The organism is Pseudoalteromonas sp. T1lg24, assembly GCF_002964745.1.
In the GTDB taxonomy this organism is placed as follows: domain Bacteria; phylum Pseudomonadota; class Gammaproteobacteria; order Enterobacterales; family Alteromonadaceae; genus Pseudoalteromonas; species Pseudoalteromonas spongiae.
Window position 1 is genome coordinate 231,265 of record NZ_PQCB01000034.1, and the last position, 23,281, is coordinate 254,545.

Annotated in this window: 22 protein-coding genes and 1 riboswitch; of the genes, 18 read left to right on the plus strand and 4 right to left on the minus strand. The window is 41.5% G+C overall.

What is annotated here, in order from left to right:
- Nucleotides 1-169: 169 nt before the first annotated feature.
- The gene (locus C2M30_RS20550; RefSeq protein WP_105173149.1) at nucleotides 170-1,960 is read left to right on the plus strand and encodes a DUF885 domain-containing protein; all 1,791 of its coding nucleotides are present in this window, start codon (nucleotides 170-172) and stop codon (nucleotides 1,958-1,960) included.
- Nucleotides 1,961-2,056: 96 nt separating this feature from the next.
- A riboswitch (cyclic di-GMP riboswitch) is annotated at nucleotides 2,057-2,141 on the minus strand.
- Between the two features lie 160 nt (nucleotides 2,142-2,301).
- Complete coding sequence (locus tag C2M30_RS20555) at nucleotides 2,302-3,363, plus strand: potassium channel family protein (RefSeq protein WP_105173150.1); 1,062 nt, start codon at nucleotides 2,302-2,304, stop codon at nucleotides 3,361-3,363.
- A 45-nt stretch (nucleotides 3,364-3,408) separates the two neighbouring features.
- Here C2M30_RS20555 and C2M30_RS20560 read toward each other — a convergent pair whose 3' ends face one another.
- Together C2M30_RS20560 and C2M30_RS20565 are read right to left on the minus strand one after the other, a co-directional pair.
- Entirely contained in the window at nucleotides 3,409-3,657 is a 249-nt protein-coding gene (locus C2M30_RS20560) for a hypothetical protein (protein WP_010561489.1), read from the minus strand.
- A 197-nt stretch (nucleotides 3,658-3,854) separates the two neighbouring features.
- Nucleotides 3,855-4,322: an EVE domain-containing protein gene (locus tag C2M30_RS20565; protein WP_105173151.1), complete on the minus strand. Its 468-nt coding sequence runs from the start codon at nucleotides 4,320-4,322 to the stop codon at nucleotides 3,855-3,857.
- Nucleotides 4,323-4,396: 74 nt separating this feature from the next.
- On the opposite strand from C2M30_RS20565, the gene tesB reads away from it, so the two are divergent.
- Nucleotides 4,397-5,257: an acyl-CoA thioesterase II gene (tesB, locus tag C2M30_RS20570; RefSeq protein WP_010561491.1), complete on the plus strand. Its 861-nt coding sequence runs from the start codon at nucleotides 4,397-4,399 to the stop codon at nucleotides 5,255-5,257.
- 43 nt (nucleotides 5,258-5,300) lie between these two features.
- On the opposite strand, the gene plsB is transcribed toward tesB, so the two are convergent.
- Nucleotides 5,301-7,712 carry a glycerol-3-phosphate 1-O-acyltransferase PlsB gene (plsB, locus tag C2M30_RS20575; RefSeq protein WP_105173152.1) on the minus strand — a complete coding sequence of 804 codons (2,412 nt, stop codon included), beginning with the start codon at nucleotides 7,710-7,712 and terminating at the stop codon, nucleotides 5,301-5,303.
- A 228-nt stretch (nucleotides 7,713-7,940) separates the two neighbouring features.
- Between plsB and lexA the strand changes: the two genes are divergently transcribed.
- From lexA to C2M30_RS20600, 5 genes are all read left to right on the plus strand, one after another.
- Nucleotides 7,941-8,558, plus strand: coding sequence for a transcriptional repressor LexA (gene lexA, locus C2M30_RS20580; RefSeq protein ID WP_054978231.1), 618 nt, complete (start codon nucleotides 7,941-7,943; stop codon nucleotides 8,556-8,558).
- Nucleotides 8,559-8,896: 338 nt separating this feature from the next.
- Nucleotides 8,897-10,027, plus strand: a complete 1,131-nt coding sequence (coxB, locus tag C2M30_RS20585) for a cytochrome c oxidase subunit II (RefSeq protein ID WP_105173153.1) — start codon at nucleotides 8,897-8,899, stop codon at nucleotides 10,025-10,027.
- Entirely contained in the window at nucleotides 10,027-11,601 is a 1,575-nt protein-coding gene (ctaD, locus tag C2M30_RS20590) for a cytochrome c oxidase subunit I (protein WP_010561495.1), read from the plus strand. The genes coxB and ctaD overlap by 1 nt, the downstream gene beginning before the upstream one ends.
- Entirely contained in the window at nucleotides 11,601-12,176 is a 576-nt protein-coding gene (locus C2M30_RS20595; protein ID WP_010561496.1) for a cytochrome c oxidase assembly protein, read from the plus strand. Before ctaD ends, C2M30_RS20595 begins: the two co-directional genes overlap by 1 nt.
- The gene (locus tag C2M30_RS20600) at nucleotides 12,160-13,038 is read left to right on the plus strand and encodes a cytochrome c oxidase subunit 3 (RefSeq protein ID WP_054978228.1); all 879 of its coding nucleotides are present in this window, start codon (nucleotides 12,160-12,162) and stop codon (nucleotides 13,036-13,038) included. The genes C2M30_RS20595 and C2M30_RS20600 overlap by 17 nt, the downstream gene beginning before the upstream one ends.
- Before the next feature lie 13 nt (nucleotides 13,039-13,051).
- On the opposite strand, the gene C2M30_RS20605 is transcribed toward C2M30_RS20600, so the two are convergent.
- Nucleotides 13,052-13,270 (minus strand): DUF2909 domain-containing protein, encoded by a 219-nt coding sequence (locus C2M30_RS20605; protein ID WP_105173154.1) that lies wholly within the window; start codon nucleotides 13,268-13,270, stop codon nucleotides 13,052-13,054.
- Nucleotides 13,271-13,290: 20 nt separating this feature from the next.
- Between C2M30_RS20605 and C2M30_RS20610 the strand changes: the two genes are divergently transcribed.
- The 10 genes from C2M30_RS20610 to C2M30_RS20655 all read left to right on the plus strand — a co-directional run bounded on the left by C2M30_RS20610 (nucleotide 13,291) and on the right by C2M30_RS20655 (nucleotide 23,239).
- Nucleotides 13,291-14,010 (plus strand): SURF1 family protein, encoded by a 720-nt coding sequence (locus C2M30_RS20610; RefSeq protein WP_105173155.1) that lies wholly within the window; start codon nucleotides 13,291-13,293, stop codon nucleotides 14,008-14,010.
- Nucleotides 14,003-14,527: a hypothetical protein gene (locus C2M30_RS20615; protein WP_105173156.1), complete on the plus strand. Its 525-nt coding sequence runs from the start codon at nucleotides 14,003-14,005 to the stop codon at nucleotides 14,525-14,527. Before C2M30_RS20610 ends, C2M30_RS20615 begins: the two co-directional genes overlap by 8 nt.
- Nucleotides 14,528-14,536: 9 nt before the next feature.
- Nucleotides 14,537-15,529 (plus strand): COX15/CtaA family protein, encoded by a 993-nt coding sequence (locus tag C2M30_RS20620; RefSeq protein WP_105173157.1) that lies wholly within the window; start codon nucleotides 14,537-14,539, stop codon nucleotides 15,527-15,529.
- 10 nt (nucleotides 15,530-15,539) lie between these two features.
- Nucleotides 15,540-16,436, plus strand: coding sequence for a heme o synthase (gene cyoE / locus C2M30_RS20625; protein ID WP_105173158.1), 897 nt, complete (start codon nucleotides 15,540-15,542; stop codon nucleotides 16,434-16,436).
- Nucleotides 16,437-17,054, plus strand: a complete 618-nt coding sequence (locus tag C2M30_RS20630) for an SCO family protein (protein WP_105173159.1) — start codon at nucleotides 16,437-16,439, stop codon at nucleotides 17,052-17,054.
- 213 nt (nucleotides 17,055-17,267) lie between these two features.
- A complete protein-coding gene (locus C2M30_RS21900; RefSeq protein WP_234004814.1) occupies nucleotides 17,268-17,438 on the plus strand; it encodes an STAS domain-containing protein in 171 nt (56 codons plus the stop codon).
- Between the two features lie 12 nt (nucleotides 17,439-17,450).
- Complete coding sequence (locus C2M30_RS20640; protein WP_010561505.1) at nucleotides 17,451-17,813, plus strand: response regulator; 363 nt, start codon at nucleotides 17,451-17,453, stop codon at nucleotides 17,811-17,813.
- Between the two features lie 13 nt (nucleotides 17,814-17,826).
- A complete protein-coding gene (locus C2M30_RS20645; RefSeq protein WP_105173160.1) occupies nucleotides 17,827-19,923 on the plus strand; it encodes a chemotaxis protein CheA in 2,097 nt (698 codons plus the stop codon).
- Nucleotides 19,923-20,423: a chemotaxis protein CheW gene (locus C2M30_RS20650; RefSeq protein ID WP_054978221.1), complete on the plus strand. Its 501-nt coding sequence runs from the start codon at nucleotides 19,923-19,925 to the stop codon at nucleotides 20,421-20,423. Before C2M30_RS20645 ends, C2M30_RS20650 begins: the two co-directional genes overlap by 1 nt.
- Nucleotides 20,424-20,512: 89 nt before the next feature.
- Nucleotides 20,513-23,239: a methyl-accepting chemotaxis protein gene (locus C2M30_RS20655; protein ID WP_105173161.1), complete on the plus strand. Its 2,727-nt coding sequence runs from the start codon at nucleotides 20,513-20,515 to the stop codon at nucleotides 23,237-23,239.
- Nucleotides 23,240-23,281 lie beyond the last annotated feature (42 nt).

The window sequence follows — 23,281 nt, forward strand, 5'->3', positions numbered from 1 at the left end:
AAGGTGTGTGATTACTGTATTTACTATGTTGATTTTATTGGACTTAAGTGTTTTTGAGTTAAGTAATTTATGATTTTTTGCAATTATTTACTTACTTGGTCGCAAATTGGTTGAGATTAAAAATTGAATTTGCGTATGCTGGGTCAATTTTCTATTTTGGTTATTGTTTATGAAACCGTTCAATTTATCCCTAGTTGCGTTGACATTATCTAGTACTTTATTGGTAGGCTGTCAATCTACTCAAGATATCACAAAGCCTAGTTCAACGAGCGTGCAAGCGCAGAGCGTGAATGTCTTTGAAAGTGTCGCGAATGACATTGTGGCATATCGTAAAAGTGTTGATCCGTATCAGCAAAAAGAAGGTGTTAACGGTTATTTTTTACCAAATTTATCACCTGAGTTTCTAGCTAATAATCATGCCAAGAATGTTGCGTTTTTAGCGCGATTAAACGCTGTTGATGTGAGCGCGTTGGATGAGCAAAACCGAATTAACCACGCGATTATTGTTTCTCAAGTGCAAAACTCGGTAGATGAGTATGACTTTAATGCACACTACATGCCGTTAACCTCTGAGTTTGGTTTTCACTCTGCATTGTCATTTATGGTGTCGCGCAGCAGCTTTAAAACCGTTGAAGATTATCAGCTTTACTTAAAACGCCTTGCAGGTGTACCGCGTTATTTTGAGCAGAATATAGCGTGGATGAAAAAGGGGATTGCGATAGGGCTAACTCAGCCAAAACCAGTGCTGTTGGGTTATGAGGATTCAATTAATGCATTTATTGTAAAAAGCCCAGAACAGTCGGAGTTCTATAAGCCATTTAAAAACAAGCCAGAGCACATTTCTGACGTTGATTTTGCAAAACTTAAAACGCAAGCGCAATCGATTATAAGCAATAGCGTGATTCCATCGTACCAAAGCTATTTATCGTTCTTTGAAACCGAATATGCGCCGAATGCACGTGCCGAAATTGGTATTTCAACCACGCCAAATGGCAGTGAGTTTTATCAAAATCGTGTTAAGCATTACACCACAACTGATATGACCGCCGAGCAGGTACACCAGCTGGGTTTAGCTGAGGTGAAGCGGATTCGAGATGAAATGCAGCAAGTAATTGCGAAAACTGGCTTTACCGGCAGTTTTGCTGAATTTGTGCAATTTTTACGAACTGACCCGCAGTTTTACGCTAAATCGGCAGAGCAACTACTAAAAGAAGCGTCGTTTATAGCGAAAAAAGCAGATGCGCAGTTACCTAAGTTTTTTAAACTGCTACCACGTACACCTTATGGCGTAGCGCCAGTACCAGACGCAATCGCGCCTAAATATACAACAGGTCGTTATGTCGGTGCGAATAAAGACACTGCGCCAGGGTATTATTGGGTAAATACATATGGCTTAGATAAGCGTCCGCTTTATGTGTTAGAAGCATTAACATTGCACGAAGCTGTGCCGGGTCACCATTTACAAATATCACTCAATAAAGAACTAGAAAATGTGCCGGGTTATCGTCGCAGTCACTATATTTCGGCATTTGGCGAGGGCTGGGGCTTATACTCTGAATACCTCGGCAAAGAAATGGGTTTTTACCAAGATGCCTACAGTGATTTTGGCCGTTTAACCTATGAAATGTGGCGTGCGGCACGTTTAGTTGTCGACACAGGTATGCATATGTTTGGTTGGAGCCGTGAGCGCGCAATGACCTTTATGCAGGATAACTCTGCGCTTTCGCTGCACAATATTAAAACTGAAACAGATCGTTATATTTCATGGCCTGGACAGGCGTTATCATACAAAATTGGTGAGTTAACCATTAAGCGCTTACGTAAAAAGACAGAGCAAGCGTTAGGAGCTGAGTTTGATATTAGAGAGTTCCACTTTCAAATTTTGAAAAACGGTTCACTTCCTCTGAATTTACTCGAAGCACAGATTGACGCATACATCGAAACGGCGAAAAAAGCGTAAGGGTGCATTGCTAAAATAAAGGCTGCACCAAAGTCCCATGATTCTTATATTCGTGAGATGGTTTCGAAGCAGCCTACATAGCCCCCGACCTGTTATCGTGGCAGCTTCGCAATCATAGGAATGCTCCCTTAGACCGATAGCTTTGCGTCATCAGCTTTCGCTGAGTTTGCCTTTGTCGAACTTAACAGTTCAAATTAAGTCTAGAACGGGTTTTAATATTTTGCCTATCAATTTGCTGTTTTTTTACTGCAATCTAAACTGAGATAATTTCACGTACTGCTTGCTCCACTTATTAGATGGCGCTACAGTGCGTATCATTAGTAAAATAAACAATAGTTATCATGAACTTAGTTATAAAGAAAATTCTAGTAGCTATTCGACGCCATATTCACTACGTAAGTTGGACGTCGGTTGTTTCTCTGCTGGCAGCACATATGCTCTTAACTTGGGTGTGTTTATTTGCAGCGAAAGAAACAGAGTTATTAGGGATAAATCAATTTATTTATTACTACATAGTGACCACTTCGACGGTTGGGTATGGCGATTTAAGTCCCAGCTCCGATTGGGGAAAACTATTTGTAGCCTTGGTGCAAATTCCTATTGGATTAGCACTGTTTGGTGTGGTGTTAGGTAAAGTTGGACAAAGTATTACGGGGTTAATCAAGGCATCTATGACGGGCGATAAAGATTATTCAGGACAAAGCGAACATATTCTAATTTTTGGTTATCATCCTTCGCGCACACGTAAGATGATTAATTATATTTTGGCTGATAACAAGCGCCTTGAGCGACGAATTTTATTGGCCGTTGACGAGCAGATGACGCATCCGTTTTCAGATAACCCACACGTGGATTTTGTTCGCCTTTCAAGTTTCACTGATGTAGATGAACTTAAGCGTGTGGCAATTGATGGTGCTGATAAAGTAATCGTTGATGGCAACGATGATGATCATACGTTTACTACAGCGCTGAAAATCAGTCGTTTAGTGCATTCATCTTGTCATATCAGCGCGTACTTTCTTGATGAAAGTAAAAGTGAGATGTTGCGAGAGCACTGCAAAAACGTGGAATCTACGAGCTCGAAGTCGGTAGAAATTTTGGTTCGCTCGATGCAAGATCCAGGTTCAAGTCGTATTCAAGAAGAGCTGCTTTCAACGTTACATGGTGATACTCAGTTTAGTTTGGAAGTCGGTGATATTAAGCAAAATGTTAAATTTGAAGTGTTATTTTTCCACTTTAAAAAGCAGTTTGATGCGACCATTTTAGGTGTAGCGCATAACCGTATCGGTGAGGGATTAGACTTGAATCCGCCACTAGAAATGGAAATAAAACAGGGCGACATTTTGCATTATATGTCTGTTGAGCGAGTGCTCAGTGACGAAGTCGATTGGCAATCGATGTAATAGTGCATTAAACAATAAATAAAAAGGCAACCTAGGTTGCCTTTTTTAGCGAATGCGAAAATGTGGCTCCATATCGACCTCGCCAAGATAGTCGATTGTTGCATAGCTAGTATCACATCTTGCGAATGCTAGGTAGTTTTCTTCTAGTTTTCGCGCAAAAGCAAGTTGATAACCATAGCGATTTAATTTATTTAATTCGACTTTTTGGGCAAAACTTAAGTTGCTCCAAAAGGCATTTAAATCGCCTTCTCCTTGCCTTCTTTCCGCTGTAGGCTTATTTGTTAAAGCAGACATAATCTTTCGCAATTAAAAATTAGACAACTTATACTAAACTATTAAAAAGAATACTGTCTAGTCCGATCTGCTTACTTTGTATACTTGTAAATCGTGGTGCAATTTCATGATTGCAACAGCGAGAAACACACTGAACGTCACTCCTCTGGTAATCAATTCACTCTTTAAACAAACTCTTTGGCTGCTCGTTTACGTGGCTATTTAATTGAATTGCTAGTGTAATTATCGAGTATATATTGCCACTCAGATTCTCTCACTGGTTGAATTGATAGTCGGCTGCCCTTTTGCACTAAATGCATGTCAGCCAATTGTTGATCGGCTTTAAGTTTGGTGAGTGGAATAATACGTAACTTTTCAACGAACTCTAATGTAACACTTATCCATCTTGGGTTGTCGGGTGTTGCTTTAGCATCAAAGTATTTTGATTGCGCATCGAATTGAGAAGGATCGGCAAAGGCTGTTTTAATTACCTTAGCAATGCCAACAATGCCGGGTTGTTTACAGCTAGAGTGATAGATAAATACGAGATCGCCTAACGCCACTTGGTCGCGGAGAAAGTTACGTGCTTGATAGTTGCGAATACCATCCCAAATCTCGTCATTTTTTGCTTTTAAATCGTCGATAGAAAATTCGTCAGGCTCTGTTTTAAATAACCAATAATGCATTACCTATTCTCGCTAATGTTAAAGTGGCGGGTGTTTGCTATTATAGCGATACTAGGAAATTACGAAATAGTGTTATGAGTCAGGTACTAAACGATCTTTTAGCATTGCTGAAGTTAGAAAAAATAGAACAGGGGCTGTATCGTGGCCCTAGCCAAGATCTTGGTTTTAAAGCTGTTTTTGGCGGTCAAGTTATGGGGCAAGCGCTATCTGCTGCAAAAGAAACCGTTGCAGAAGATAGGCAAGTGCACTCGCTGCACTCATACTTTTTAAGACCTGGCGATGTTGATCACCCGATTGTTTATGATGTAGAGAACATTCGCGATGGCCGCAGTTTTAGCACGCGCAGAGTTAAAGCGATTCAATTTGGTAAGCCGATATTTTATATGACTGCTTCTTTTCAAGTGGATGAAGAGGGGGTGACTCACCAAGCGGCGATGCCTAATGTACCAGGCCCTGAAAAACTGCCATCGTCACTGGATGTTTATCGCGAACACAAAGAACTGATCCCGGAAAAAATTCGCAATAAAATTATTTGTGACAAGCCAATTGAAATGCGACCGGTTAATTTTCAAAACCCGTTTAAGCCAGAAGTAACCCTTGCTGAGCGTTATGTATGGTTTAAAGCTAATGGCGATATGCCAAATGACCCGCGAGTACATAAATATTTACTGGCATACGCGTCTGATTTTGAATTTTTACCTACAGCGTTACAACCGCACGGTTTGTCATTTTTACAACCGGATATGCAAGTAGCCACCATTGACCATGCGATGTACTTTCATCGTCCATTCCGTTTGGATGAATGGATTTTATATGCTGTAGATAGCCCTTCTGCCAGCGGTGGTAGAGGGTTAGTGCGAGGGCAGTTCTTTAATCAAAAAGGTGAGTTAATTGCCTCGACGATTCAAGAAGGTGTGATTAGAAAATATGGATAAAAAAGGCGGTGTATACCGCCTTTATTTTTATTGCCAATAAGGGCTAGTCTTCAAGTGCACTGGCAATACTTGGATTAAGCTGCTTTAGAATAATTTGACTCAACTGTTTTGTTGTCTCATTGCCTGTGATGCGACCTTGTTCGCAATCATCAATCATGTGGTTTTGCTTAAGCGTGCTAATAAAGCCAGACAACACTTTTTTATCGAAGAATTCTGGTGTATCGATACCAAATAGCTGTGCAAGCTGTTGTGCAAAATCTTGGCTTTGCGTTTCAAGCTGGTCGCGCGAAATACTGTCACTTGCCAGAATTAATTTAATTACGCTGGCATAGCGAATTAATGTGCACTGGATAAAACGTGCTAACAAGTTAAGCTGAGCAAGAGACTTGCTGCTAGGGTTAACTGAAATCGCATCGTTTTCAACGGTTAATAACCCAATACCGCTCAAGGCTTCAAGTGAGTCATTTAGATACGTTTCGCAATACGGTTGCATAAACCACTCCTGTTTAAAGAGTGGATATAACGCGTTAACTTGCTTGATTAGCTGGTCGCGAGAAATGTGTTTTTGGCTAATTAATATTGAGCTAATTAGACTTGGTACTGCGAATAAATGCAGTACGTTATTGCGGTAATAGTTCAATAATACTTTTTGCGTGTCTTGAATACGGATTACTTTAACTCGCCCTTGCGTAATCACTTCAAATTTATCTAATGTGAGTGCATGTTCAAGCAGCTCTTCAGCGCTTTTGTTTGGCACACTGACATCTTTGCTGTACGGCGCTAATTCAAGCAATCTCATGTAGTTTGTCATACAAGCAATGAGCTCGTTACGCGTCATCGCCTGTTTTTCGGTGTTTAACAAAATTGATGACATTAAAGTAACGGCATTGATCGCAGCCGCATTGTTGATATTGACCATCACTGAATCAGCAAGTTTGCCTACCATTGGTGTTAGCCAGTTAGGCTTTTCATCTGCAGCAATGCTGTCGCGCCAATTTGATTGGTGCTGGGTAAGGTATTGATTAATATTGATTGGCTCGCCAAAATTTACATTACCTTTGCCGTAATTCTTGAGCTTACGTAGAGTTTTGAAGACGCCCAGTACTGACTCATTTTTCTTCTTTTGCCCAGCAAGTTCACCAAGGTAGGTGTTAACTTCCATTACATGCTCGTAACCAATATATACAGGCACGATTGAAATTGGACGATCAATACCGCGCAAAATTGATTGTAATGTCATCGCTAACATACCGGTTTTAGGTGGAAGCAAACGGCCAGTTCGGCTGCGGCCGCCTTCGGTATAAAACTTAACTGCGTAGCCTTTTATAAATAACTGACTTAAATATTCACGGAATACTGCGGAATAAAGCTTGTTGCCTTTGAATGAGCGGCGCAAGAAAAAGGCACCACAGCGTCTAAATATTGGGCCTGCAGGCCAAAAACTTAAGTTTATACCTGCTGCAATATGTGGTGGCACATAACCTTGATGGTAAATAACATAAGTGAGTAATAAGTAATCCATATGGCTGCGGTGGCACGGCATATAGATAATTTCGTGGCCTTTGTCGGTCAGCTCTTGAATTCGTTCCGGGTTATTTACTTCAATACCGTTGTATAGTTTGGTCCACAGCCACGTCAGAATGCGTTCAGAAACCCCGATCATTGATTCGTTATAGTTGGCAGCAATTTCATCAACTAGTTTTATGGCATTTTGTCGCGCTTCTACAATTGAGATGTTTTTACTTTTTGCTTCATCTTCAATCGCGGCTTTGACAGTGCTTGATGCTAAAAGACCTTGATATAACTGATCGCGAGATGGCAGTTTAGGGCCAAGCGCAGCAAGTTTCTGACGTTTAAAGTGGACACGGGCAACACGAATGAGTTTATGCGGTAAGTCATCACTTTGTTGCTTGCTGGTAAGCTGCGATAGTTCTAATGGACGACTAAAACGAATTAAGTTGTCGCGGCCAGACAGTAATACGACAAATACTTTACGCAACCAGCTTGGTGTAAGAGAACTGGATAAAATAGTGCCAAGGCCTGGCTTTTCTTTGCCTGGATTGCGTCCCCATAAAATGGTGACCGGAATAACTTGTAAATCGGTAACGTCAGATTGCTTTAATGCTGCAAATATTTCTTCGCTGATTTCGAGCGCTGGACTGTCTTTTTTTGCTTTACCAAACAGTGGCGAGCGATGGTGAATTGGAATGTACCTTGGAACTTGTTTATCACCAATTTGCTGAGTGACTTGAGGGTCTGGTAAGCCGAGCTTTTTACAGGTGCTGCGCAACGCGGCTGAATCAGAAAAAGAATTTAATAATGTGATGTAAACGGTCGGCTTGTTTTTATCTATTGCTAGGTTGTCTAACGGGTGTTCAGGTACTATTTTCGAACGCACTAAAAGCTTGTTCATACCGTTTGCAAACCACTGAATCATAGAGCCAACCAACTTCATAACACCAACCTAAAAACAAAAGGGGCGCTAGCATACCAGTTAACTCTAAAAGATTAAACAACTGGTCGTGCCAGAGGAAAAATAAAGCAATTTACTGCGATGATTTTTGATTTGCAGCAATTATCGTCTGTAACTAAGCATAGTGCTAATTATCAAATAATTAAAAGTTGCGAAATAAGAATAACTGTATATACTCACAGTTATCTGTACTGTATGGAAAACCAGTGAATGAGACCATTAACAAAACGTCAGGCACAAATCTTAGAACTTGTTAAAGTATTTATTAAAGATACTGGCATGCCGCCAACGCGCGCAGAAATCGCATCGACACTCGGTTTTAAAAGTGCAAACGCTGCAGAAGAGCATTTAAAAGCATTAGCCAAAAAAGGCGTCATTGAAATGGTGCCGGGCGCTAGCCGTGGTATTCGTTTAGTGGAAGAAGATGAACCCGAGCAATTAGGTTTACCGTTAATTGGTCAAGTTGCTGCAGGTTCACCTATTTTGGCTAATGAGCACATTGAAAGTCATTATCAAGTTGATCCTAACCTATTTAACCCATGTGCAGATTTCCTGCTACGTGTACGTGGTGAGAGTATGAAGGATATCGGCATTATGGATGGTGATTTGCTAGCTGTTCATCGCACGCCAGTGGCTAATAATGGCCAAGTGGTTGTAGCCCGTGTTGATGAAGATGTAACGGTAAAGCGTTTTGAAAAAGCAGGCAAACAAGTATTGTTACATGCAGAAAATGACGAATTTGACACAATTAAAGTCGATTTAGAGCATGACCATTTTAATATCGAAGGCCTTGCGGTTGGCGTTATTAGAAATGCCGACTGGATGTAATACACTTTTGTTGACCTTGGCTAGTGAGTAATTTTGCTAGCCTCACCCTGCTTTAAAACACCCTATTTCTTACTATAACCCCTTCTGTTTTTACATCTTCAAAAATCGCTAACTTATAGATTTATAAAAAATTTATCTTAAATTTGACTTGCGTAAAATTTAATCGTTTACTAGACCTTAGTAGTAACCTTGTTTTCTTTTTAAGCAAAGTGCGGCTTTTAGAAAACAAATATAATAAAGAAAATGGAGTGATGCTGTAGTGCGTCGTGCGATTTAATCGCTAAAACTTTCACTGACCATTTCCTAACAACATAATAATAATTAGCTAAGGAGCGAGCATGAGGCTAGTGAAACTATCCTTATGGTTACTATTGAGCTTTCCTTTTTTAGCAGTTGGGACGAGTCAATATAACTTACCTGTTGGGGTGACAGACATCAGCCGTGATGTCTACGAGCTCCATATGACAATTTTTTATATCTGTTGCGTTATTGGATTAGTAGTATTTGCCATTATGTTTTGGGCAATAATCCATCACCGTAAATCAAAAGGAGCAGTGCCTGCTCAATTTCATGAAAGTACCAAAATTGAAATACTTTGGACCGCAATTCCATTTGTAATTTTGATAGGTATGGCGGTGCCTGCAACCAAAACCTTGATTGCCATGGAAGACACCACCAAAGCTGACCTTACGATTAAAGTTACAGGGTCACAATGGAAGTGGCATTATGAATATCTTGACCACAATGTGTCGTTCTATTCTGTTCTTTCGACTCCGCGTGAACAAATCACCAATCAAGACCAAAAAACAGAAACCTACCTGTTAGATGTTGATAAACCGCTTATTATCCCAAAAGGAAAAAAAGTACGCTTTTTAATGACTTCGGACGACGTAATTCACTCTTGGTGGGTACCTGAGTTCGCGGTTAAAAAAGATGCGAACCCAGGCTTTATTAACGAAGCGTGGACTAAGGTCAATGAGACCGGTATTTATCGCGGTCAGTGTGCTGAGTTATGCGGAAAAGACCATGGCTTTATGCCTGTGGTTGTTGAAGTTAAAGAGCCTGCTGAATTTGAACAGTGGTTGGCAAATGCGCAGCTTGAAAAAGCGCAAGCGGCGGCCGCCGAAAAAGCGTCACTTGATCTTACATTATCTCAAGATGAGCTAATGACGCTAGGAGAACAAGTGTATATGGCTAATTGTGCTGCGTGTCACCAACCTACTGGGATGGGATTGCCAGGTGTGTTCCCAGCGCTAAAAGAGAGCCCTATAGCACTTGGCGATGTTAAAGCACATATCGATATTGTGGTTCATGGCAAGCCAGCAACAGCAATGCAAGGCTATAGCAAAATGTTGTCACTAAAAGAATTAGCGGCAGTAGTGACCTATGAGCGAAATGCTTGGGGTAACAACACTGGCGATTCAGTGCAACCAAGTGATATTCAAGAATCTGTGGGAGAAGCACAATAATGACAACACTAGCTGAATCTCATCACCACCATCATGCGCCAACAGGTTTAAAACGTTGGTTATTTACAACTAACCATAAAGATATCGGTACGCTTTATCTGTTATTCGCTCTGTTAATGTTTTTAACGGGTGGCGCAATGGCACTGGTTATTCGTGCCGAATTATTTCAACCAGGCTTACAATTTGTAGAGCCACACTTTTTTAACCAAATGACTACAGTTCATGGCTTAATCATGGTTTTCGGTGCAGTTATGCCTGCGTTTACTGGCTTGGCAAACTGGATGATCCCTATGATGATTGGCGCGCCAGATATGGCACTACCGCGCATGAATAACTGGAGTTTTTGGATTTTACCATTTGCGTTTTTCATTCTGCTTATGTCGTTATTTATGGAAGGCGGCGGCCCAGCTTTTGGTTGGACGTTCTATGCCCCACTATCAACCACATACAGCAATGATAATACGGCACTATTCGTCTTCGCTGTGCATATTATGGGCATTAGCTCAATTATGGGGGCAATCAATGTAATTGTAACCATAGTGAATATGCGTGCACCGGGCATGACGTATATGAAATTACCGCTGTTTGTATGGACGTGGTTAATTACCGCATTTTTATTAATTGCGGTGATGCCGGTACTTGCTGGTGCAGTGACTATGGTGCTAACTGATAAGTACTTTGGCACAGATTTCTTTAACGCGGCAGGTGGTGGTGACCCTGTAATGTTCCAGCATATTTTCTGGTTTTTCGGGCACCCTGAAGTTTACATCATGATTTTACCGGCGTTTGGTGTTATCTCGACGATTATTCCAGCGTTTTCACGTAAGAAACTGTTTGGTTATGCCTCAATGGTGTATGCCACAGCATCGATCGCGTTTTTGTCGTTTATTGTATGGGCGCACCACATGTTTACCACTGGCATGCCATTGGCGGGGGAGTTGTTCTTTATGTATAGCACCATGCTGATATCTGTGCCTACGGGGGTTAAAGTTTTCAACTGGGTAGCGACAATGTGGCGTGGCTCGATTAGCTTTGAAGTACCGATGCTGTTTTCCATCGCGTTTATTGTGTTATTCACCTTAGGTGGTTTCTCTGGATTGATGCTAGCAATAACACCGGTCGATTTTCAGTATCACGATACTTACTTTGTGGTTGCTCATTTCCACTATGTGTTAGTAACGGGGGCTGTATTCTCGATAATGGCAGGGGCTTATTATTGGTTACCAAAGTGGACAGGCAACATGTATCACATTGGTCTTGCTAAAACCCATTTCTGGTTATCACTAATTAGCGTAAACATTCTGTTCTTCCCAATGCATTTCGTGGGCTTAGCCGGTATGCCGAGACGTATTCCTGACTATGCACTGCAGTTTGCTGATTTTAATGCATTGATCAGTGTTGGTGGCTTTGCCTTTGGTTTATCTCAATTACTTTTTGTTGCCGTTGTTTATAAGTGTGCAAAGGGTGGCGAAAAAGTACCTGCCAAAGTGTGGGATGGGGCTGAAGGGTTGGAGTGGGAAGTTGCATCGCCTGCACCTTATCATACGTTCTCTGAGCCGCCGGAAGTGAAGTAATGAATAACGTTAAGCTACTCAAAAAGCTAATCTTAACCAGTTTATTAATGTTTGCGTTTGCCTTTGCGCTGGTGCCACTTTATGACGTTTTCTGTGATATCACAGGATTGAATGGAAAACCTAATATGGAGCAGGCTCAAGTGAGTGCACAAAGTGATGAATCGCGCAGTGTACGCGTTACATTTATCACACACGCGCAAGCTGGCGCACCGTTTAAAGTCAAAGCTAAACGCTACAGTGTTGACGTTAGCCCGGGTGAAATGGAGCGCATAGAGTTTATTGCGCAAAACCTTTCGAGTAGCAACAAGATAATGCAAGCCGTACCGTCAGTAGCACCAGGTCGGGCGGCTAAATATTTACATAAAGTGTCTTGCTTTTGTTTTAATCAACAGCCGCTGACAAGCAAAGGCTCAGCGGATTTGCCATTGCTCTTTTACCTCGACGAAACCTTGCCAAATGATATTCATGAAGTGACCTTGTCGTACACCATTTACGATATTACAGCAGATGTTGAAGGTAAAGTTGCAAGCAATAGCAAGCGCGATGGAGAGTTAGTCAATGAAAACTCAATATGAAAAATATTATGTACCTGAGCAAAGCCAATGGCCGATTGTGGGTGCTGTTGCTCTGTTCTTAATTGCCATTGGAGCTGGCTTAGCGGTAATGCAAACTGCTAAACAGCAAGGTGGTTTTGGTTTTCACATTTTAATCTTAGGCATTGCGGTTTTACTTTATATGCTGTTTGGTTGGTTTAAAAATGTGATTGATGAGTCTCAAGGTGGGCTTTATTCATCGCAAATGGACCGCTCGTTTAAACAGGGGATGGCGTGGTTTATTTTCTCTGAAGTGATGTTTTTTATGGCATTTTTTGGAGCGCTATTTTATGCCCGTACATTTGCTGTACCGTGGCTCGGTGGTGATAGCAATAACGCGATGACAAACGAGGTGCTATGGCCTTCATTTGAAGCCGTGTGGCCTTTAGTTAGTACGCCAGGTGGTACAGAAACGCAAGTAATGGGTTGGCAAGGTTTACCACTTATCAACACTATTATTCTTTTAACCTCATCGGTGACTTTGCATTTTGCACACACCGCAATTGAGCATGGAAAACGCACGCAGTTAAAGGCAATGCTTGGTTTTACTATTGCTTTAGGGGCGATATTTTTAGCGCTACAGGGTGAGGAGTACGTTCATGCATATCAAGATCTAGGTTTAACACTGGACTCAGGTATATATGGCAATACGTTCTTTTTGCTAACTGGCTTTCACGGCATGCATGTCACGTTAGGCACGCTCATTTTACTTGTCGTATTTATCCGAATTTTAAAAGGGCACTTTAGTGAAGAAAAGCACTTTGCTTTCCAAGCTGCAGCTTGGTATTGGCATTTTGTTGACGTTGTATGGTTGTGTTTGTTTGTCTTTGTTTACGTACTTTAAATGTCAATAACCACTAACCAACAATATAAGGATTGCTGTTTGGTGTGATGATGCCAAACAGCATTGCCAGCAAAATAATCATCAGAACAAGTGCAGAAAATAACACTCGACGCCCTAAATAATGGGACATAGAGTTTGCAGCAGCGTCGCTTTTAAGCATACAAAACAGTGCTTTAAACAAACTAAAAACGATGTAGAACAATAAGAATACGATAATTAATTTTATCAACATAAGTTTAGGGAGTTTGCTATATGCGGTTAATCCAGAATAGTGCAAAAAGCATCACTCTGCTAGTGTGTACAACAACTGTCGCATTAATATGCGCGAGTTTAGCTGTGTGGCAGTATCAAAGATCACAGCAAAAAATAACGATTATTAAAAAACTAGATCAGCTTAGCCAACAAGGAGTTATACCTTGGTATCAGCTAACTAGTTTACCAAGCGATTGGCTTGCAACGGGACTCAAAGTATCCCTATCAGGCGAAGTCTCTTCACAGTTTTGGTGGCTTGATAACCAAGTGGTTAATGGCCGTTTTGGTTACGACTTGATCGTTGCCGTGAAACCAAAAAACTCTTCACGCTGGTGGCTGGTTAACCTTGGCTGGTTTGCGGGCTCATTAAATCGAGATCAATTACCAGAAGTAAGCTTGCCGCAGCAACTAACACTCACCGCATTATTAAAGGTTGGTAACTTTACCAGCTTCAACTTGGTATCAAATGATCTTGAATTACGCCAAGGACAACGGTTGCAATACATTACGCCAGAGTTTGCAGCAAGTGCGCTCCAGCAGCCATTCGCGCCATATATTCTTTACGCGCAGCCGGACAGTGCGCTGGGCGAATTTCATTACCAAGTTATTAATATGTCGCCAGATAAACACAAAGCGTACGCCTTGCAGTGGATTTTACTCGCTCTCGCTGCGGTTGTGATTGGTGCGGTTATGTATCGAAAAGGAAGTGCACATGAATAAGACTCTTGGACTTTTTATTATTTGTTTTTTAGCGCCAGCGTTAACTGCTTTTTTGGCGTTAAAGTTTGATTGGCTTGAGCCCGCACAAACTAATTTCGGACATTTTGTTGAAAATGAACAAAAAATTGAAAAGTGGCCAGCGGAATCTCAACTTAAATGGTCGCTCGTTACTTTATCGGAAGAGGTTTGTACGCAACATTGCGAAACTCGAAAACAACTAATTAAAAATGTGTTTGATGTGCTTGGTAAACATAATTTATATGTGGGGGCATTTTCCCTTTCGAGCAGCCAGCAGGCATTGCAGCTGACCAATTTAACTGCACATGAAAATGTTGTTACACAACTTGAAAATCAAACTCTTGCTATTGAATCAGATGCAATTTATTTAGTCGATCATCACGGTTTAATAGTGCTTGAGTATCCCGTTAATTATCAGCTTCAGTCAGACAATAATATGAAACGCGGGCTTATAAAAGACCTTAAAAAACTGCTCAATTATAGCCGCAGCAGAGCATAGGAGGCGCGAATGAATCAATATCATAAAATTGTACTGTTTGGCTGTGTTTTTGCATTTATTGTGGTGGGATTGGGCGCGTATACACGACTTAGCGACTCGGGCTTAGGCTGCCCTGATTGGCCAGGGTGTTATGGTTTTTTAACAGTGCCAAATGAAGTGCATGAGCTAGAAAAAGTCGAAACACATTTTCCAACACATGAAGTCGATCAAGGAAAAGCGTGGAAAGAAATGATCCATCGCTATTTTGCTGGCACGCTGGGTATCATTATTTTGCTTATTGCGATAATGGCATTTAAGCAACGGCAACACCGATTAGCGCCAGTGAAGCTACCGTTACTAATTTTGGGGCTAGTCGTATTTCAAGCTGCGTTAGGCATGTTAACAGTCACTATGAACTTACAGCCGCTCATCGTTATGGGGCATTTGCTCGGTGGCTTTACGATTATGAGCTTGTTGTTCTTGCTCTATATCAGGCTTACCACAGAGCGCATACCTGGTGGAGATTCGGGCGCAAAACCTCATTATGGTTTGGCAATAATCGCTTTGAGCTTTGTTGTTTCGCAGATTGCATTAGGTGGATGGTTAGCGGCAAATTACGCGGCGTCACATTGTGCAGATTTTCCTTTGTGCGGCGCTAATACATTTGAGCGTTTTTCATTTACGAGTATTTTCCAATTACCGAATGATCACGCCAGTTATGAGTTTGGGGTGTTGTCGGCTGAAGCGCGTATGTCGATTCATTTTCTCCATCGCATTTGGGCAATGGTTACCACGTTTGTCGTGCTTTGGGCTGGTTTTAAAATTCTAAAAGACTGTTATTCAACAATAATAAAACGAGCTGTTTATCATATTTGGGTGGTGTTGCTTTGTCAGATTGCGCTGGGTGTTAGCTTAATTTTGATGCATATCCCGCTCAATATTGCGCTTATTCATAATATGACAGCATTATTGCTACTTTTAAGTTGCGTTCGGCTTGCATATCTCATTAAAAGCAAGTGCTAGGGAGTAAACTATGACCAGTTATGTTTTACAATTTCAGCGCTCACTAAGCGCTAAAGTTCATGAATACTTAGTGCTTTGTAAGCACAAAGTTGTGATGTTGCTAGCGCTTACCGCTGTGGTTGGACAAGGTTTGGCACCCCACGTTGGGCGAAGCTTGCTAGAGCAGATGTTAACCATAGTAGGTATCGCATTATTAGCCAGTAGCGCTGCGGTGATTAACCATATTGTTGATAGCGATATAGATAAAAAAATGAAGCGAACCGACTCGCGTCCAGTCGCAACTGGCAGTGTGACAAATCGTCAGGCGTTTGTCTTTTCAATGACGCTGTTAGTTATTGGGTTTTGCATGTTAGTTGCTTACGCAAATTGGCTGACCGCTTGGCTTACCTTAGTTGCTTTAGTAGGTTATGCGTTTATTTATACCCTGGTATTAAAAAGACGCACGCCACAAAATATTGTGATCGGGGGTTTTGCTGGCGCGATGCCGCCATTGTTGGGCTGGGTGTCTGAAACTGGCTCAATGTCAGCAGAACCTTGGTTATTAGTAATGATAATTTTCACTTGGACACCACCGCACTTTTGGGCGTTAGCCATTGATCGTAAAAAAGATTATGAAAACGCAAAAGTCCCCATGTTGCCTGTAACGCATGGTATTGAATTCACCAAAACAATGGTGTTGTTATATAGCGTTTTATTGACATTGGTTTGTGTTTTACCGTTTTTAATTGGTATGTCAGGAAACTTTTATTTAGCGATAAGTGTGTTACTTAATGGCGTGTTTATGTATCGTGCTTGGGAGCTAAAATTTGCTGCCAAAGAAAAGTCTGCGATAAAGCTATTTATCTATTCCATTTGGCAACTTATGATACTATTTATCGCACTATTTATTGATAAGTGGTTGATTTAAATGAGCCAATTTAAGCTATTAATTGTTACATCTTTAATCTTTATGGTTTTGGGTTGCGGCCCAAAATCACCTCCGCAAACAAACGCATTACTCTATCAAGAGGCTAAGATTGTTAAGCCATTTGTATTGCAAGACCAAAATGGCCAACAGGTTACTAATCAAAACTTAAAGGGCAACTGGACGCTATTATTTTTAGGTTATACAAGTTGCCCAGATATTTGCCCAATGACGTTGGCAAAATTAACTCAGATAACAAAAGAGTTATCGCCTAACTTTGTCATAAATGTATGGTTTGTATCGGTTGATCCTAAGCGTGATAACGCAGAAAAACGCAAGCTGTACATTGATTACTTTAACCCCGATTTTACTGCTGTTTCAGCAGAGCATAAGCATTTATTTCCATTTGTTCGAAACCTAGGTTTAGTGTACGCCATTCATGATGATGGTGAGTCGGAAAATTACACAGTTGACCACAGTGCATCAGTCACGTTAGTCGACCCAAATGGCGCGGTTAGAGCCATTTTTAAACCTGAATTTGCCAAAGGCAAAGTACCGTTAATTAATCAGAGTGAAATGACACAAGATCTGACCTCAATTATTGGTTACTACAGCAATTAGTATCGATTTATGATCTGCTAACGCATTAATTAGCTTTAATTAAATCGATATTATTTTGGCAAATTTTCATTCTGGGTCTACGCTTAATTTTAAGCGAACAAGGAAAGAAAATTATGTATCAGTTACCTGCTGAGCTTGTCATAAACTCAGTCTCTGAGCTTAAAAGAATCTCTCTTAGATTTATTATCGAAACAATCGAGCATTGATCTGGATATTTCCTCGGTTACTCGTGCTGATACCGCTTCAATTCAATTACTCTGTTCGTTGCAAAAAAATCTAGCGGAAACTCAGCATCAAATTACGTGGCATGGCAAAAGTGATGCGTTATTTGCTGCAGCAAAAACATTGGGAGTGCAAGATTTTCTTGCCTTATCAGAACAATAATTTGGGGTCTGTATGAAAAAGATTTTGGCGGTTGATGATTCTGCATCAATGAGACAAATGGTTGGTTTTACGCTTAAAAAAGCCGGTTTCGATGTAACAGAAGCGAAAGACGGAAGCGAAGCGTTAGAAATCGCTAAAGGCAACAGCTTTGATGCGGTCATTTCTGATGTGAATATGCCGATTATGGACGGCATTACACTTATTCGAGAACTAAGAGCGCTACCTGCCTACAAGTTTACGCCTATGCTAATGCTTACTACCGAATCGGGACTGGATAAAAAAACCGAAGGTAAAGCCGCTGGCGCCACTGGATGGATCGTAAAACCATTCAATCCAGATCAGTTATTAGCAGTTATCAAAAAAGTCATCCGATAAATCAGGAGGCGGCATGAGCATAGACTTAAGCCAATTCTTTGAGGTTTTCTTTGAAGAGAGCCTTGAAGGTTTGGATGTCATGGAATCGGAGTTACTCAACCTCACACCTGGTGATGTAGACAACGAGACGATTAATACTATTTTCCGTGCCGCGCATTCTATTAAAGGCGGAAGTGGAACCTTTGGCTTCACACATGTTTCCGATTTTACTCACGTTTTAGAAACCCTTTTAGACCAAATCCGTGAAGGCAGCAGAGAATTAACCGCCGAACATGTGAATCTGCTTTTGCAGTCGGTTGATTGTTTGCGCGAAATGTTAGGTGATTTACAAAATAATCAAGAAACAGACCTAACGACGGCAACTCAGTTAAAAGAAAAGTTTGAGGCAATTTTAGCGGGTGAGTCACAGCCAGCTAGTACACCAGCTGCTACAAAAAGTAGCAACGATAATCCACCTGTGGAGCACGGTGCACTTGATACCTACGAAGTGATTTTTAAGCCGCAACATCATTTATTTAAAACGGGTAATGAACCCATTTATTTGATTGAAGAGTTGGCAGAACTAGGTCAGCTTGACGTAACGGCAAATTTAGATGATGTGCCTGATATTCACAACCTTGCGGCTGACGAATGTTTTTTAACTTGGTGCTTTTACCTTGAAACCGATAAAGGTGAAGAGGCGATAAAAGAAGTATTTGAATGGGTTGAAGATGATGCCGAAATCACTATCACCTTGTGTGGCGGATTATTTGGTGACGATCCCATAGAATCTGAACCAGAAGATGTTAGTGAGCCAGTTACTGAAGAGGCACCAGCGCCCACAGCTGAAAATAAAAGTGACAAACCTGCGCCAGCAGCAAAAGCTGCTGCAAAAAGTGCTTCCACAGAAAGTACGTCAATTCGAGTCAGTATTGATAAAGTAGACTCACTAATTAACATGGTTGGCGAGCTGGTAATCACTCAAGCAATGCTTACACAGCTTGGTGAAGGAGAAATTACCGAAAACAAATTAATGGCCTTGCAAGAAGGACTTGCACAACTTGCTCATAACACACGTGACTTACAAGAAAGTGTGATGCGAATTCGCATGCTGCCAATCAGTTTTGTATTTAGTCGTTTTCCGCGTTTAGTGCGAGACACATCGCAAAAGCTAGGAAAAGAAGTCGAACTAAAACTTCTTGGTGAGCAAACTGAGCTTGATAAAACAGTAATGGAAAAAATCTCAGATCCTATGGTGCACTTGGTGCGAAATTCACTGGATCATGGCCTAGAAACACCAGAGCAACGGGAAGAGGCGGGAAAGCCAAGAGTTGGTACCGTAACACTTAATGCATTTCACCAAGGCGGTAACATAGTTATTGAAATTATGGACGATGGTGCTGGCTTAAATACACAAAAAATCAAACAAAAAGCGATTCAAAACGGCCTAATTAGCGATTCAGACGACTTATCGGATGATGAAATTAATGAGCTAATTTTTATGCCCGGTTTTTCAACTGCAGATCAAGTGAGTGACATCTCTGGCCGTGGTGTGGGTATGGACGTAGTAAGACGTAATATCCAATCGCTAAATGGCTCAATTGAGGTTACTTCAGAACAAGGTATTGGTTCTACCTTTACGATTCGCCTGCCGCTTACTTTGGCTATTTTAGATGGTCAATTAGTGACTGTAGCGCAACATACTTACATCATTCCGCTTATTTCTATTGTGGAATCATTGCAAATTGATTTGAAAATGGTGAATTGCGTGGGCGGCGGCTTAAACGTTTTACGCTTACGCGATGAATACATTCCTATTTTACGACTACATAAAATCTTTAATCACAGTGGTGCAATTGAAGATCTCGATAAAGGCCTGCTGGTTATCGTTGAAAGTGATAACCAAAAAGTCGGGTTATTAGTTGACGATTTACTGGCACAGCAACAAGTCGTTATTAAAAGCCTAGAAGCTAATTATCAGAAAGTAGAAGGGGTTTCTGGCGCGACGATTCTAGGTGACGGAAGAGTATCGCTAATTATTGATATTACAGGGCTAATCAAATTAGCGGGCCTGAAAAAAGCAGGCACTTCTGAGCTTGCAATTGAGCCGATAGAAAGTGAGGAAGCTTGATGGAAGCGATAGCAAATGATCTTCTCGAATCGAGCGAAGAGAATCAAGAAGAGAATATCTGCCAGTTTCTGACTTTTATGATGGCAGATGAAGAATATGGTGTGGATATTCTCGCAGTGCAAGAGATCCGTGGTTGGGAAGAAATAACTCAAATTCCCAATTCGCCAAGTTATGTCAAAGGTGCCATTAATCTGCGCGGCACAATAGTCCCTATTATTGATTTGCGGGCGCGATTTGGCTTGCCTCAGGTGCCGTATAGCTCAGTCACTGTAGTAATTGTGGTCAAAGTTGACCTAGAAAGTGGCGACAAAATTATGGGATTAGTGGTGGATGCAGTATCAGATGTTTACAGCATTTCAGAGTCTGATGCGCGCGATGTGCCTGATGTAACCAATACAGAAAATACCGAGTTTGTTCATGGTCTGGTCAATGTCGGTGAAAAAATGGTTGTGTTGTTAGATTTAAAACGGGTGTTGAATCTTTCTAAAGAGCCGGACTAATAAAAACAATAGCTCATCAACTGGTGAGTGCTAAGTGAGTGTAAAGCCGATAATGAAATGCAATCAAATAAAAAAGGGTGGAGATTGATATGTGGTGGTCTAGCAAAACACCAGACGCAGCATCTGGGAAATCTGAGAGTGATTTAATTTTAGCAGCCTTAAGTCGATCTCAAGCTGTGATTGAGTTTAATCCTGATGGTACTGTAATTACGGCTAACACCAACTTTTTAAATGCGTTGGGTTATCGCTTAGAGCAAATCCAAGGACAGCATCATCGCATGTTTGTACCCCCTGCACATGCCAATAATGCTGAGTATAGCCAGTTTTGGGCTCGGCTAGCGCGTGGCGAGTTTATCTCTGGTGAATTTAATCGTATTAATGCCGAAGGCAAAGAGATTTGGATTCAAGCGTCATACAATCCTGTTGTCAACGAACATGGTGTTGTTACTAAGGTTGTAAAATACGCAACGGATATCACAGAACGTAAACTGGCTGCCGCGGATTCCGAAGGGCAGCTAGAAGCAATTCGTAAATCGCAAGCCGTAATAGAGTTTAATCTTGATGGCACAATCATTACAGCGAACGATAATTTTTGCAGTGTTATGGGTTATCGATTAGATGAGATTGTTGGCAAACATCATAGTATGTTTGCGGAGCCAGAATACGCTTCGAGTCAAGACTATAAAGATTTTTGGCAAAAATTGAATCGCGGTGAGTTTTGTACTGGTGATTATAAACGAATTGGCAACGGCGGAAAAAATGTATGGATTAGGGCGTCGTATAATCCGATTTTTGATCCGAACGGTAAGCCTGTTAAAGTTGTGAAATATGCAAGCGACATTACTGAGCAAAAAGAAGCTGAATTTGAAGCGCGTTTGGCCGCCAACCGTGCAAACGCACTTAAAGTATGTCAAGCAAATGTAATGATTGCAGACAATGACTTAAAGATAGTTTTCATTAACGATGAAAATTTAAAAATGCTAAAAAGTCGCGAAGCATCAATTCGCAAAGTGCTGCCAAACTTTGATGCCAATAACTTAATCGGGCAGTGTGTTGATGTTTTCCACAAAGACCCTAGTCATCAACAAAAAATGCTAGCTGCGCTTAAAGATGTGTATCGCACCAGAATCACGGTTGCTGAATTAACCTTTTCGCTAATTGCTACACCTTGGCTGAATACCGAAGGTGAACGCATTGGTACCATTGTCGAGTGGCAAGATTTGACCGATGAATTGGCAGCGCAAAGAAAAGCAGAGGCAATTGCCGCTGAAAATTCACGAGTTCGCCAAGCACTTGATACGGTTAATACCAACACTATGATTGCTAATGCGAGCAATGAAATTGTGTATATGAATAGTGCTGTGTTAAATATGATGCGCAATGCCGAATCCGACATTAAGCGCGATTTACCTAACTTTAATGCGTCGTCATTAATGGGTTCAAATATGGATGTATTCCACAAAAACCCGGCGCATCAGCAACAAATGATAGAGCGATTGACATCAACGTATAGCACTGAAATTTTGGTCGGCGGTCGTACCTTTGCGCTTACTGCGAATCCTATCTTCTCCGATAATCAGGAGCGTTTGGGCACGGTTGTAGAATGGCTAGATAGAACTGCTGAGGTGGCAATTGAGAAAGAAATTGACGAGCTGGTAACCGCGGCATCGCAAGGTGAACTAGATACACGTATCGATCAATCGGGTAAGCAAGGCTTCTTCTTAAATCTTGCGCAAGGACTTAATAGATTAGTTGAAATATCTGATGAGGTAATTACTGAAGCGGCAGAAATGCTTGATGCCATGGCGCATGGTGACTTAACCAAGCGCATTCAGAGTGATTACTTAGGCTCATTTGATAAGTTAAAACGCGATGCAAATACAACCGCAGAAAAGTTAACCGAAGTGATAGAGAAAGTTAGTGTGTCTTCTAATCTTGTTGCCAGTGGCGCGGAAGAAATTTCGCAAGGTAATACTGATTTAAGTCAGCGTACCGAAGAGCAAGCGTCTTCATTGGAAGAAACGGCTTCAAGCATGGAAGAGATGACCAGCACCGTTCGCCAAAATGCAGATAATGCAAAAGTTGCGAATGAACTTGCCAACGACACCCAAGTGAAGGCTAAACAAGGCGGTGAAGTGGTTGAGCGTGCGGTAGAAAGCATGGCCGAAATCAATCAAGCCAGCAAGAAAATTGCAGACATCATAGGTGTTATTGACGAGATTGCATTCCAAACTAACTTACTAGCACTGAATGCTGCAGTAGAAGCTGCAAGAGCAGGTGAGCAAGGGCGAGGCTTCGCGGTTGTCGCCGGTGAAGTGCGGAATTTAGCACAACGTTCAGCCGCAGCAGCGAAAGAAATAAAAGAGCTAATCCGAGACAGTGTGAGTAAAGTTGAAGACGGAACGCTACTGGTGAATGAATCGGGTAGTACGCTGCAAGAGATAGTTGCCTCTGTGCAACGAGTGACAGAAATGATCGCTGACATAACGGTAGCATCCGAAGAGCAAAGCTCGGGTATTGAGCAGGTTAATAAAGCCATTACGCAAATGGATGAAATGACTCAGCAAAATGCCGCGCTTGTAGAGCAAGCCTCTGCGGCGAGTGAATCCATGGCGGAGCAAGCAAATGGGATGCGTCAGTTATTAAGTTTCTTTAATACTAGCGGTAATCATAGTATTGAGTCTCCGATGATTACACAGCGACCAGCAGCAAAAAGCGCCCCAAAAGTTGCTTCACGTAGTGAGCGCCTGCAAATAACCTCGGTTCCATCGGGCGATGATTTCGCCGATAGCAGCGAAGAGTGGGAAGAGTTTTAACTGTTCGTTAAAGCTAGGCAAAGGTTTCTACCTAGCTTACTC